The 13,357-nt window shown below is 53.4% G+C and carries 14 protein-coding genes; 11 read left to right on the forward strand and 3 right to left on the reverse strand.

Annotated features, from left to right (window positions below):
• The 7 genes from B9L21_RS06935 to B9L21_RS06965 are packed head-to-tail and all read left to right on the forward strand — an operon-like array spanning nt 1 to nt 5,289.
• Nucleotides 1–336 (forward strand): urease subunit beta, encoded by a 336-nt coding sequence (locus B9L21_RS06935; protein ID WP_015375019.1) that lies wholly within the window; start codon nt 1–3, stop codon nt 334–336.
• Entirely contained in the window at nt 333–2,042 is a 1,710-nt protein-coding gene (gene ureC, locus B9L21_RS06940; protein ID WP_063165753.1) for an urease subunit alpha, read from the forward strand. Before B9L21_RS06935 ends, ureC begins: the two co-directional genes overlap by 4 nt.
• Before the next feature lie 10 nt (nt 2,043–2,052).
• On the forward strand, nt 2,053–2,499 hold the full coding sequence (gene ureE, locus B9L21_RS06945; RefSeq protein ID WP_050367339.1) for an urease accessory protein UreE: 447 nt from the start codon (nt 2,053–2,055) through the stop codon (nt 2,497–2,499).
• The gene (locus B9L21_RS06950; protein ID WP_033025553.1) at nt 2,492–3,169 is read left to right on the forward strand and encodes an urease accessory protein UreF; all 678 of its coding nucleotides are present in this window, start codon (nt 2,492–2,494) and stop codon (nt 3,167–3,169) included. Before ureE ends, B9L21_RS06950 begins: the two co-directional genes overlap by 8 nt.
• Nucleotides 3,170–3,218: 49 nt before the next feature.
• Nucleotides 3,219–3,833, forward strand: coding sequence for an urease accessory protein UreG (gene ureG / locus B9L21_RS06955; protein ID WP_033011718.1), 615 nt, complete (start codon nt 3,219–3,221; stop codon nt 3,831–3,833).
• Entirely contained in the window at nt 3,830–4,645 is an 816-nt protein-coding gene (locus B9L21_RS06960) for an urease accessory protein UreD (RefSeq protein WP_015375015.1), read from the forward strand. The genes ureG and B9L21_RS06960 overlap by 4 nt, the downstream gene beginning before the upstream one ends.
• Nucleotides 4,646–4,665: 20 nt before the next feature.
• Nucleotides 4,666–5,289, forward strand: coding sequence for an urease accessory protein (locus tag B9L21_RS06965; protein WP_015375014.1), 624 nt, complete (start codon nt 4,666–4,668; stop codon nt 5,287–5,289).
• Nucleotides 5,290–5,399: 110 nt separating this feature from the next.
• Here B9L21_RS06965 and B9L21_RS06970 read toward each other — a convergent pair whose 3' ends face one another.
• Nucleotides 5,400–5,879: a GNAT family N-acetyltransferase gene (locus B9L21_RS06970; RefSeq protein WP_063165754.1), complete on the reverse strand. Its 480-nt coding sequence runs from the start codon at nt 5,877–5,879 to the stop codon at nt 5,400–5,402.
• A 329-nt stretch (nt 5,880–6,208) separates the two neighbouring features.
• On the reverse strand, nt 6,209–7,378 hold the full coding sequence (locus B9L21_RS06975; RefSeq protein ID WP_063167343.1) for an MFS transporter: 1,170 nt from the start codon (nt 7,376–7,378) through the stop codon (nt 6,209–6,211).
• 270 nt (nt 7,379–7,648) lie between these two features.
• Here B9L21_RS06975 and B9L21_RS06980 point away from each other — a divergent pair, with 270 nt between their 5' ends.
• Both B9L21_RS06980 and B9L21_RS06985 read left to right on the forward strand, forming a co-directional pair.
• Nucleotides 7,649–9,028 carry a D-serine ammonia-lyase gene (locus B9L21_RS06980; protein ID WP_063165755.1) on the forward strand — a complete coding sequence of 460 codons (1,380 nt, stop codon included), beginning with the start codon at nt 7,649–7,651 and terminating at the stop codon, nt 9,026–9,028.
• 51 nt (nt 9,029–9,079) lie between these two features.
• Complete coding sequence (locus B9L21_RS06985) at nt 9,080–9,637, forward strand: sugar O-acetyltransferase (protein WP_020960046.1); 558 nt, start codon at nt 9,080–9,082, stop codon at nt 9,635–9,637.
• 60 nt (nt 9,638–9,697) lie between these two features.
• Here the strand turns inward: B9L21_RS06985 and B9L21_RS06990 are convergent, their stop codons facing one another.
• Nucleotides 9,698–10,348, reverse strand: coding sequence for a cyclase family protein (locus B9L21_RS06990; RefSeq protein ID WP_063165756.1), 651 nt, complete (start codon nt 10,346–10,348; stop codon nt 9,698–9,700).
• A 426-nt stretch (nt 10,349–10,774) separates the two neighbouring features.
• Between B9L21_RS06990 and B9L21_RS06995 the strand changes: the two genes are divergently transcribed.
• Together B9L21_RS06995 and B9L21_RS07000 are read left to right on the forward strand one after the other, a co-directional pair.
• On the forward strand, nt 10,775–12,211 hold the full coding sequence (locus B9L21_RS06995) for an aldehyde dehydrogenase family protein (protein ID WP_063165757.1): 1,437 nt from the start codon (nt 10,775–10,777) through the stop codon (nt 12,209–12,211).
• 344 nt (nt 12,212–12,555) lie between these two features.
• The gene (locus tag B9L21_RS07000) at nt 12,556–13,320 is read left to right on the forward strand and encodes an enoyl-CoA hydratase (RefSeq protein WP_063165758.1); all 765 of its coding nucleotides are present in this window, start codon (nt 12,556–12,558) and stop codon (nt 13,318–13,320) included.
• The last annotated feature ends 37 nt before the right edge of the window (nt 13,321–13,357 follow it).

The raw sequence follows: 13,357 nt of genomic DNA on the forward strand, positions 1-13,357 counted from the left end.
ATGATCCCAGGAGAATACCGATTGCGCGACGAACCGATTGTGTGCAACCGGCAAAAGCCGGTTACGAAGCTGACGGTCATAAACCGCGGCGACCGCCCGGTGCAGGTCGGTTCCCATTTTCACTTTTTTGAAGTCAATTCGTTTCTCGAATTTGACCGACAGGCCGCATACGGAAAACATTTGAACATCCCAGCCGGGACAGCGGTCCGTTTTGAACCCGGGGATGCGAAGCAAGTGGAGCTTGTCCCGTTCTCCGGCAAGCGCCGGGTGTACGGATTAAACAATATGGTCAACGGTCCGCTTGATGACAACGGGAAGGAGGGAGCAAGAGAATGAGTTTTTCCATGTCAAGACGGCAATACGCGGATATGTTTGGACCGACGACCGGGGACTGCATCCGGTTGGCGGACACAGACTTATGGATTGAAATTGAGCATGACTATACCGTTTACGGCGATGAAGTGAAATTCGGCGGCGGGAAGGTGATTCGCGACGGGATGGGGCAGCATCCGCTCGCTGTCCGCGACGAAGCGGTCGATTTAGTGTTGACGAACGCCGTCATCGTTGATTACACCGGCATTTACAAAGCCGATATCGGGATCAAAGATGGAAACATCGCTGCCATCGGCAAGGCGGGGAATCCGCTGTTAATGGACGGCGTCAATATTGTCATCGGCGCCTCAACGGAAGTGATCGCGGCCGAAGGGAAAATCGTGACCGCTGGAGGAGTGGATGCCCATATCCATTTCATTTGCCCGCAGCAAATCGAAACCGCCCTGTCATCCGGCATTACGACGATGATTGGTGGCGGGACCGGACCGGCGACTGGAACGAATGCCACGACGTGCACGCCGGGAGAGTGGAACATTTACCGGATGCTTGAAGCCGCCGAAGCGTTCCCGATGAATCTTGGGTTTTTAGGAAAAGGCAACGCGTCGGCAAAAGAGCCGATCGCGGAGCAAGTGCGCGCGGGCGCGGTGGGACTTAAGCTTCATGAAGACTGGGGAACGACGGCGGCAGCGATTGATGCGTGCTTGCAAGTGGCTGATGAGTACGATGTGCAAGTCGCCATTCATACCGATACGTTGAATGAAGGCGGGTTTGTCGAGCATACACTGAAGGCCATTAACGGACGTGTCATCCATACATACCATACGGAAGGGGCGGGAGGCGGACATGCGCCCGATATTATGAAAGTCGCCAGCTTCCCGAACATTTTGCCTTCTTCCACGAACCCGACGCGGCCGTATACGAAAAACACGCTCGATGAGCATTTAGATATGTTAATGGTGTGTCATCATTTAGATCCGTCCGTTCCAGAAGACATTGCCTTTGCTGATTCGCGCATCCGCAAAGAAACGATCGCGGCAGAAGACATTTTGCACGACATCGGCGCCTTCAGCATGATCAGTTCCGACTCGCAAGCGATGGGGCGCGTCGGGGAAGTCATTTTGCGCACGTGGCAAACGGCCGACAAAATGAAAAAACAGTTTGGCCGCTTGCCGGAGGAAACGGGGCGAGGCGATAATGTCCGCGTCAAACGGTACGTAGCCAAATATACGATCAACCCGGCTATCACTCATGGCGTCGCGGAGTATGTCGGGTCAGTCGAAGTCGGAAAATTCGCAGATTTGGTCGTTTGGCATCCCGCTTTTTTCGGGATCAAGCCTGAGCTCGTCATCAAAGGCGGGATGATCGCCTACAGCGTGATGGGCGACCCGAACGCCAGCATTCCGACGCCGCAGCCCGCTCTGTACCGCCCGATGTTCGCCAGCTATGGCGCCGCCGTCGCGAAAACGTCCATTACGTTTTTGTCCAAAGCGGCGTTCGAACGCGGCGTCCCTGACAAACTGCGATTGCACAAAATCGTCAAACCGGTTGGAAACATTCGTTCGTTAACGAAACACGATATGGTGTTCAACAACGCCATGCCTCAAATCGATGTCGATCCGCAAACGTATGAAGTGAAGGTCGATGGACGGCTCATCACGTGCGAACCGGCTGAAGTTGTGGCCATGGCGCAACGATATTTTCTATTTTGAGGTGATGATGATGATTGTAGAAACGGTTATCGGCAACATTCGAACTCTTTCTTCTCTCCCCCCGCACATCGAACGGGTGTACATGCCAAGCGATGATTTAGTAAAACGAATTCAGCGGGTGGTGACCGACCACGGGAGGGAAATTGGCATTCGCTTGAAAGAAGCGAAAGAATTGGTAGACGGAGATGTGTTATGGATGGATGAGCATAATGCCATTGTCGTATCCGTTCTTCCCGATGATTTGCTTGTCATCCAGCCGGTTTCCATGAAACAAATGGGGGAGATCGCTCATCAGCTCGGCAACCGCCACTTGCCCGCCCAATTCGAGGAAGGGGAAATGCTCGTCCAATACGACTATTTAGTCGAAGAGCTGCTCCAGCAACTCGGCATCCCGTACAAGAGGGAAAAACGGAAAGTAAAACAAGCGTTCCGCCATATCGGGCATCGCCATGACTGACCAACAGTTGTTGTGGCTGCTGCAGCTCTCCGATTCGAATTTTCCGTCTGGAGCATTTTCCCATTCCTTTGGGTTTGAAACATACATGTACAATGAACAAATTTGCGATGCCAAAACGTTTGGCGATGTGCTTGTCGCTTATATTCAGACCCAGCTGACGTATACGGATGGATTGGCGTGCCGGATCGCCTATGAGCAGTTGGAAGTCGACCGTATGGAAGGACTGCGGCGGCTGAACGACACGCTGTTTGCTCTCTGCTTGGCGAAGGAAACGCGAGAAGGAACGAGAATGATTGGGGGGCGCTTATGGAAACTGTGCCGCGACATTTACGGAGTCGATGAATTGGATGAGATCGTGCAAACGACGCGGTCCATTCATCCGGCCATTGTGTTTGCGGCGGTTGGCCGCAAAATCGGAGCAGCCAAACAAACGACGGTGCTGACGTATTTGTTTGCTTCCGTACAAACGATGGTGCAAAACGCGGTCCGCGGCATTCCCCTCGGCCAGACGGATGGGCAAAAGCTGCTCGTCATGGCGCAGCCATATTTGATTCATGCCGCGAGCATCATCGAGACACTCGATGAAGAGGAGCTCGGGGCGGCAGCCGTCGGCTTGGAAATCGCGCAAATGCAGCATGAACGTCTTCCTGTTCGATTGTTTATGTCGTAAATCTTGTTTGACGTGGAACGAAAGAAGGACAGAGAAGGGAGAATCCAGAATGGAACCGGTACGAATCGGCATCGGCGGCCCGGTCGGCGCCGGCAAAACGATGCTTGTCGAGAAGCTGACGCGGGCGATGCATCGCCGCTTTAGCATCGCGGTCATTACGAATGATATTTATACAAAAGAAGATGCCCAATTTTTAATCAAACATAGCGTCTTGCCGGAAGATCGGATTATCGGCGTCGAAACGGGCGGGTGCCCGCATACGGCCATTCGCGAAGACGCATCAATGAATTTTGCGGCCATTGATGAACTGAAACGGCGCCATCCAGATGTGGAACTCATTTTGATCGAGAGCGGCGGCGATAACTTGGCGGCGACCTTCAGCCCGGAGTTGGTCGATTTCTCCATTTATGTCATCGACGTCGCCCAAGGGGAGAAAATTCCGCGCAAAGGCGGACAAGGGATGATGAAGTCGGATTTGCTCGTGATCAACAAAATCGATCTTGCCCCTTACGTCGGCGCCAGTCTGGAAGTGATGGAACGGGACGCCAAAGCAGCGCGAGGGGCGAAGCCGGTCATTTTTACAAATTTAAAAGAAGAGATTGGTCTTTTTGACGTTGTGGATTGGATCGAAAAACAGGTGCTGCTGGCAGGGCTGGAAGAATGAGCTGGACGGGGCGTTTGCGATGTACAGCGGTCGTGAAAAACGGCCGCACCGTCATTTTGGACAACTATAGTGAAGGGGCGCTGAAACTGATGCGTCCTGTTTACCTCGACCCGGCTCATCCGACGTTATATCTTGTCCACGTGGGCGGCGGGTATGTCGATGGGGATTCATATGATATGGAAATCTTCCTCGAGCCCAGCGCCCGGTTGATGGTGACGACCCAGTCGGCGGCGAAAATCTACAAAACTCCTTCAACGCCTGTAAGGCAGTATACACGATTGTCACTTGGGGAGCAAAGCGTACTTGAATATTTCCCCGACCCGACGATCGCCTATGAGCATGCGCGCTTTTATCAAGAAACGACGGTGTACATCACGCCAAGCTCCACGTTTGTTTATGGCGAAATCATCACGCCTGGATGGTCGGAAAGCGGCGAGCTGTTCCGCTATGATTGGATTCGCTCGAAACTGAAGGTGTATCAAGACGAGGCGCTCGTTCTGTTTGATCATCTGTACTTGGACTCGCGGCAGCACTTAACGAGCATGCTGCAGCTCGGCGGCTACACGCATGTCGGATCATTCGTGGCTCTTTCTCCGTTCATCACAAAGGAAGTGTTAGAACAGTTCAACCAATTCATGGAAGAGATGCCGAAAGAGGTTCGCTGCGGTTTTTCAGCGGCAGCCGTTCCAGGCTTTTCTGTACGTATATTGGCGTATGAAACATCGGCCATCGAAGCGATATTCCAACGCGTCCAACAGTTCATTCGCCAACAATGCGGTGAGAAAGCGCCAGTCTGTTGGAGGAAATATTGACAAGGGAAAGGAAGAAGACAATGGGAACGATATGGCCTGTGCTCTTGTTTGGATTGCTGCTTGGAATGAAACATGCGACGGAACCGGATCATGTCATTGCCGTTTCGACCATTGCCAGCCGGACGAAAAAACTGTCCCTTTCATCGCTGGCCGGCATGTTTTGGGGAATTGGCCATACGTTGACGCTGCTCGTTGTTGGGATGGCGATGATCGCCTTTGAGCGGCAAATTCCTGAACAGATTGCTTCTTATCTCGAAATGGGCGTCGGCATCATGATCGTTATTCTAGGAATTGCTAGTTTCCGTTCGACAATGAGGCTGGATCATCATCACCAGGGCGATATTCATCATTTACATGTGAAATCGACATTGATTGGCATCGTCCACGGTTTAGCCGGCAGCGCCGGAATGGTGTTGTTGACGATGACGACGGTCAAAGGAACTTGGATGGCGCTTGCTTTTATTTTGATTTTTGGCCTAGGAACGGTCATCGGCATGATGCTGTTCACGACGTTTCTCGGGATTCCGTTTGTTTGGATGAAAGCGAAACAGCAAGTCATGAATCAATGGATCGTGAAAACCGTCTCCCTCATCAGCATCGCCTATGGGGTCTATTACATGTATCATATCGCCGCCGAAATTTGACGCTCCTCGCGGCTGGCGTCATAGGTGGAGGGTTGTTCAAAACAAAGAAGCACCGGTCTTGGGAGAAGGCCGGTGCTTCTTTTTCGATGCGGCGTCATCGCCACTTCGTGTCACGCCAGTGGTTTTACAAGCAACAACTCATCTCGAATAGGAATGCCGTCAGGACTTGTTTTCGGAATGTTTGGCTTGATTTGTCGCGCCTTGTCGACAGCGTTGGGAAAGACGTTCACAATTTGATAGCCGCGCTTTTGATAGAAACGAAGGGCATGCAAGTTGTCGTTGGTAGTGATCAGTTGAACAGCCGTGCACCTTTGTTGTCTCGCCCATGCCTCTGCCTCATGCAAAAGGGCGCTGCCGATGCCGCGGTTTTCCATTATGCTGTCTAGCGAGATGATCTCGCATTCGTTTCCACGAATCACAAACGTAATGAGTCCGACGATCCGAGATCCATTCTCAACAGCCGCAAATCCATCCAGCTCGCTGCAGGTATAGATGCCGGTCGAGACAACCATTTGCGGGCTTCCCCAATGGTCGTTGAAAAATTGGTTGACGATGGCGCGGTCCAACTGTTTGGTTGGAACGATGTTCAAGGCGATCCTTCCCCTTTGTGCAGATGATGATTTTCACCCCAATGCATAAGCCGTTCACTTCCGTGCGTGAGTTTGACACTCCGCACGCCTAAAGGCGTGGGATTCTTGGGTCGTTCGCGTCCTCATCCATTTCTAGTTCGGATAACGCCCAAATTCAGGGGTGTGTCATCACCCCGTCCCATCGGGTTAGGATGTACCCCAATGGGCGGCGCACCTGTGACCAGTGCGCTAGGTTAGACGGGGCTCGCTTTCATCCCACCCCTCAAGGAGTGGGCTTTCTCGCTCGCTGATCTGTAACAGGGGATGTCCACATCCGTCCTCCTCTTGTGTCAAAGGGCCGAGTCTTTTTGCATCATGGCTCGTTGAAACGATTGAAAAACAGCGAAGGAAATGAATGTTAGCACAATCCCTGACATATATGGCAAACTGGACTTTAAGGTGAACAACCAGCCGGCGATCGCCGGACCGCCGATGCGGCCGAGCGAATCGAACGATGATAAGACGCCTGTTGCGCTTCCTTGGCCGTCCGCCGTATATTTCGTCAACAACGCGGAGACGCATGGGCGGATGATGCCGTTTCCAATGCCGAAAATCGTTAAATAGAGCGCGGCTGTCCAAAAGCTGTGAACGAATAAAATGAGAAAAAAGCCAACTGCTGACAAGAACAGCCCGACACGAATGACAGCGCCTTCCCCGAATGAGCGGATCAGTTTTCCAAGAAGCCCCCCTTGAACGACGGCTCCTGCAAGCCCCATGATCATAAAGATGTAGCCAAGTTCCGTCGACGAAAGTCCCGCTCGTTCAGCGGCAAAATAGGCGAACGTCGCCTCAAGTCCGGCGAGGGAAAACGTTGTGATCAGCTGCAGTAGGTATAGGCGCGCTACAGGCCCTTGGAGGGCGGCCGCAAGCGATGGCCGCTTTGTTCGTATATTCATTCGTTTTTCTCTCGGAAGCGACTCATGCAAGAAAACGAAAACGAATAGAGCGGTCAAGAGCGCCAAGCAGCCTGCCATCCAAAACGGAGCGGTTAAGCTCGTTTTCGAGAACACGCCGCCGATCCCCGGTCCGAAAATGAATCCAAGCCCAACGGCCGCTCCGATCATCCCCATTCCTTTGCCCCGGCCTTCTTCCGTTGTCACATCTGCGACGTACGCCATAGCGGCCGGCATCGTGGCCGCCGATAGACATCCGCCGATGATGCGAGCGGCAAACAACATCCAAAGTGTTGTGGCGGCGGCGAGCAAGAAAAACGAAAGTGCTAAGCCAGAAATACCGATGAGCAACATCGGCTTTCGTCCATATTGGTCCGATAGTTTCCCCCACATCGGCGCAAATAAAAATTGCATGAGCGAATAAACGGCCATCAACCAGCCGAGTTGTGTCGGGGAAGCGCCGATTGTTTCAGCGTAAAACGGAAGGACGGGAATGATGATGCCAAACCCGGCCATGACCAAAAACATCACAAGAAACAAAAGCGATAAATCACGGCGATTGCCCATGATCATCATCTCCACGATATGGTTTGCCTCTTTCATCATAATGGAAAGACAGGCGTTTTTCAAAGCAGATCGCACCTTGCTTGGCCGTTCCGACGAGGCTGGGGATCACTCCTGAATGTCGCCCACAAACCATTTTCCTTCCTCCCCATTGACAATGGAAGCGGTTTTCGCGAGACTGGAGGTAAACGGTTCGACAAACAATGAAGCGGACTTTGGACCGGCATCCGCCAAGGGTGCGAAACGACAAACACGCATGGGAGAGAATGGTGCATGATGACCAAAAACGAAATCCAAAAGTGGGTAAAGGAATTCCCGCTGCTTGAAACGATCATGGCGGCCGAAGAGGTGTTTTGGCGCAATCCAAAATATCACGCGTTTGCGCAAGCTATTCGAACGATTCCTTTACGTGAACGCGATGTCAAGGAGGCCGAAGAGCGATTACGCCGCTTTGCCCCCTACATCGCGAAAGTTTTTCCCGAGACGCGGCCGGCCCATGGCATCATCGAATCCCCTTTAGTCCGGATTCCGAACATGAAACAGCGTTTGGAAAAGATGTTTCAGACCAACATTGAAGGGGAGCTGCTGCTGAAATGTGACAGCCATCTTCCCATCTCCGGATCGATCAAGGCGAGAGGGGGAATTTACGAGGTTCTGAAACATGCGGAAGACCTCGCGCTCGTAAACCATATGATCACCATGGGGGACGACTATGCGGTGATGGATAGCGAGGAATTCAGACAGTTTTTTTCCCAATATTCCCTTGTCGTCGGTTCGACAGGGAACTTGGGCTTGAGCATCGGCATCATCGGGGCAAAGCTTGGATTCCGCGTCACCGTTCATATGTCAGCCGATGCGAAACAATGGAAAAAAGACTTGTTGCGAAGCAAAGGGGTCACCGTCATCGAACATCTCACCGATTACAACAAAGTGGTGGAAGAGGCGCGAAGACAGTCCGCCGAGGATCCAACGTCGTATTTTATCGATGATGAAAACTCGATCCATCTGTTTTTAGGCTATGCGGTGGCGGCGTTTCGGCTGAAAAAGCAATTAGAGGACATGAACATCACGGTTGATGAAAAACACCCGCTCTTTGTGTATCTTCCTTGCGGCGTCGGCGGCGGTCCGGGCGGGGTGACGTTTGGGCTGAAGCTCGTGTACGGCGATCATGTGCATTGCTTTTTCGCTGAGCCGACGCATTCGCCTTGCATGCTGCTTGGGTTGATGACAGGAGAGCACGACCGCGTGTCGGTGCAAGATTTTGGCCTCGACAATAAGACCGAAGCGGACGGGCTGGCGGTGGGGCGGCCGTCGCGGCTGGTGGGGAACATGCTTGAGAACGTCATCAGCGGCGTCTATACGGTGGACGATGCGACGCTTTACCGCTTGCTCGCGGCGATGGTGGAAACGGAGGAAATCTATTTAGAGCCGTCCGCCTTGGCGGGGGTGGCGGGGCCTGTTCGGCTGTTTCGTGATTTGGCGGGGCAAACGTACGTAGAGGCAAACGGTTTGAAAGAAAAGATGAAAAACGCCGTCCATATTGGCTGGGCGACAGGCGGAAGCATGGTGCCAAAGGATGTGATGGAGGCCTATTATCGGGAAGGCGTGCGCATCGAAACGATGACAGGGAACGGTTTTTCTGAAGGACGATAAGATCATTCCATGGAGTTTTGAAACGAATGCATGAAATGTTGGAGGGGTTCGATGAAAACCGAAAAAGAAAAGATGGTGGCGGGACACTTGTACAATCCTGCTGATCCGGAGCTCGTCAAGGAGCGGGAGCGGGCGCGGCGGCTCGTTCGTTTGTATAATGAAACGTTGGAAACGGAATATGAAAAGCGAACCGCTCTGCTCAAAGAACTGTTCGGTTCAACGGGAGAACGGCTGTTTATCGAGCCGAACTTCCGCTGCGACTACGGCTATAACATTCACGTCGGCGAAAACTTTTTTATGAACTTTGATGGCGTGATTTTGGATGTATGTGAAGTGCGAATCGGCGACCATTGCTTCATCGGTCCCGGTGTGCACATTTATACGGCGACTCACCCGCTCGATCCGCACGAACGAAATTCCGGGTTGGAGTACGGAAAGCCGGTTGTGATCGGCCATAACGTCTGGATCGGCGGGCGGGCCGTCATCAATCCGGGCGTCACGATCGGCGACAACGCTGTCATTGCCTCAGGGGCGGTCGTGACAAAAGATGTCCCCGCCAACGCGGTCGTTGGCGGAAACCCGGCGAAAGTGATCAAATGGCTCAAATAGCCCAAGGCCGCGCCCCGCGCAAAGCATGTGCGGGGCGTTTGGTTGCATCATCCTTCTTTGTTACGCCCACTGCACCGCCACCGCCCGAACAGGCGAACCGTCGCAGCCAGGCAAGGAAAGGGGGAGGGCAATAATATACGGATCATCAAAATCGATTCGCTCGAAGTTCACGAAATTTTCTCCGATCACCCCGTTGGCGCCAAGAATAAGTTCGTGGGCGCGGAACGACGAGCCGTCCGGCGGGTCGATGTTGAGCGCGTCGATGAAAAACGTCCGCACGCCTCGCTCCAGCATCGCTTCAATCACCTCCGGCGCAACGTACGGATGGGAAAAATACCGCTTTGTTCCGGCGTATTGCGACCAGCCGGTATGAAACAACACAATGGTTCCCGGCGACAGCTTCGGGATATACGGAGCGGCATCGGCCATCGTCACCGCTTCGCCTTCCGCTTTTCCGGTGGCATTGATCACGACGCCGCGGCCAAGAAAATACGTGAGCGGCACGTCATCGAGCCGCCAACCGTGTTCGCAAAAGTGAAACGGCGCATCCACATGCGTGCCGCTGTGCGACCCAAGCACCAAGCGGCTGACGTGATAGCCGTCTTGGGCGAACGTCGCTGCCGGTTCGATTTTAGGCTTCGGATCCCCCGGGTACACCGGAGTTTGGGCCGTGATCGGCATGGTGAGGTCGATGAGTGTTTTGATGTTCATTTCCAAATCTCCTTCTACACTATTTTTGGCTGCTTTTATCATACAACAAAAACATAGGAGAAGGAGGAATTAGAAAGCCATCATCATGCCTTGCGGGGCTGAACGGTTAGCTGAGGAAATGTTGCGCCGAACGTTGGGCGGCCGGTGACCAAGGGCTATGTTGCTTGTCTTTCCGCGAACAGGGGCAAGCAGTTTGGCGGCAAACCGAGCGACGGAGTGTTATCATAGAGAGGGGAGGGGAACGTCACCCGTAACGAGAGAGGCGAATGATGGCGCTGCATGGCAACGGACGGCTTTCGTAAACAAAGGACAAGTGGAAGGATTTTCACGCGCGATGGCGAATGAAACAAATAAACAGGGCATGCGGGACATATACTGAAGGGGAAAATTTCGGCCGCGTGCTTAAAAGAAGGGAAGGGTGAAAAGATGTCAATCGCGGTGCAGAAACAGAAGCTATACATCAACGGCGAATGGCGGGAAGGGAAGTCTTACACTGAACTGAAATCACCGTATTCACGCGAGACGATCGCCGAGATCCCGGCTGCATCGGAAGAAGAAGTTGACGAAGCGATCGCGGCGGCGTACGCCGCGCGGCAAACGATGGCCGCTATGCCTGCTCATGAGCGGGCCGCCATTTTAGAGCGGGTTGTCGAGCAGCTGAAAGCGCGGCAGGAAGAAGCGGCAAGGTTGATCGCACTGGAAGCAGCCAAACCGATCATCACGGCGAAAGGGGAAGTCGCCCGCACGATTCAAACGTACAAATTCGCCGCCGAAGAAGCGAAGCGCATTCACGGGGAAACGCTGCCGCTTGACGCCGCGCCGGGCGGGGAACATCGCATCGCCTTGACGGTCCGCGAGCCGATCGGCGTCATTGGAGCGATTACGCCGTTTAACTTCCCGATGAACTTGGTGGCCCATAAACTTGGCCCGGCCATCGCCTCGGGCAACACCGTTGTGTTGAAGCCAGCCAGCCAAACGCCGCTGTCCGCCTACTTTATTGCCGAACTGTTCGAAAAAGCCGGTTTGCCGAAAGGGGCGCTCAACGTCGTCACGGGAAGCGGCCGCACGGTCGGCGACAAAATCGTCACCGACCCGCGCATCAGCATGATCACCTTCACCGGCAGCCCGGAAGTCGGCATCGCGATCCGCAATAAGGCGGGCTTAAAGCGGGTGACGCTCGAGCTCGGCTCGAACTCGGCCGTGATCGTCGATGAACAGGTCGATCTTGACCGCATCATCCCGCGCTGCGTGTTCGGTGCGTTCACGTTCCAAGGGCAGGTGTGCATTTCACTCCAGCGCATTTACGTGCATGAGAATTGTTATGACGAATTCGTTGAGAAATTTGTCACGGCGGCCAAACAATTGAAGACGGGTGACCCGCTCGATCCGAATACCGATGTGTCGGCCTTAATTACGCCAAATGACGTCGATCGGGCGCTCTCTTGGATCGAAGAGGCGAAACAAGGCGGCGCCAACGTTGTTCTTGGCGGCGAACGCGACGGCAACATCCTGCTTCCGACCGTCATTGTCGACGCCGAACCGACGATGAAAGTGTCGTGCCAAGAAGTGTTCGCCCCGATTGTGTTGATCAACCGCGTCCGCTCAATCGACGAGGCGATCGAGCTCGTGAACGACTCGCGCTATGGCTTGCAGGCGGGCGTGTACACGGACAACGTCCATACGGCATGGAAAGCGGCGAAACAATTGCACGTCGGTGGCGTGCTCATTAACGACATCCCGACGTTCCGCGTCGACCATATGCCGTACGGCGGCGTGAAAGAAAGCGGGTTCGGCCGTGAAGGCATTCGTTATGCGATTGAAGAAATGACGGAGTTGAAGTTGATTATTTTTAACGAAAACTAAAATTATAGATGGAAAAAGTTAGGGTAAATGAGGGGTCCGATTGGAGATGGGTTGTTTCCTTTGTTTGCGTGGCTTCTGCCGTTTGTGCTGTTTGTGGCAGTTAATATGGATCGCCTTCTCCATCGGGAGTATGGGGTGCCGGCTCGAACGGATCGAGCGGCTGCTTGCTGCTTTAGGCGAGGAGAAAGGACGGCTGTAAAGAAAGCAGGCAAACATACACGGTAAAATGCAATGAAAGGGAGGGTGCCTTGACTGCGGGCACCCAGTTTTTCATGCACAAAAAAGGAATTTTGCCCTCCGATCGGGAAATGAATAAATGAATGATGATTCAGAGGGGGAGAACGATGGAAACAGTTGTTTTGACATTTGACCAAAACAAAGCAATACTGGAACTCAATCGCCCGCAGGCGCTCAATGCGATGGATGTACAAATGTTGCATGAGCTCGTCGACGCGCTGCGGAAAATCAAGGAAAGCGACGCTTCCGTTGTCGTCATTCGCGGCAAAGGAAGAGGATTTTCGGCTGGGGGCGACATTAAGACGATGCTCGCTGTCGATGATCCAAACCAGTTTCAGACGGTGATGAATACGATTCGGGAGATGATCATACTCTTGTATACGATGCCGAAAATCACCGTTTCCCTCATCCATGGCCCTGCGGCAGGCCTTGGATTCAGCTTCGCCTTGGCAAGCGATTACCTGATCGCGACAAAAGAAGCGCGCCTGGCGATGAATTTCATCGGCATCGGCCTCATCCCTGATGGCGGCGGGCATTTCTTCCTGGCGCAGCGGGTCGGCAAGGCGAAAGCGAAACACATCATCTGGGAAGGAAAACCGATGAGCGCGGACGAAGCGCAGCAGCTTGGGCTCGTTGACTTCGTTGTCGAAAACGAGGAGCAGGCCGAACCATTCATCGCTTCCTTGCAGGAAAAACCGCTCCAAGCCATGATCGCCACGAAATTGCTGTATGTCGAACAAACAAAAGAGGAGTTGCTTCGCGTGCTCGAACTTGAAACCGACGCCCAACAGCGCATGCGGCAAACCGAAGACCACCGCGAAGGCGTCCGCGCCTTTTTAGAAAAACGGAAGCCGGTGTTTCGGGGGAGGTAGGAAAATGCAATGATCAACTCCTGCCCAATTACGCTCA

The organism is Geobacillus uzenensis, from assembly GCF_002217665.1.
Taxonomy (GTDB): domain Bacteria; phylum Bacillota; class Bacilli; order Bacillales; family Anoxybacillaceae; genus Geobacillus; species Geobacillus subterraneus.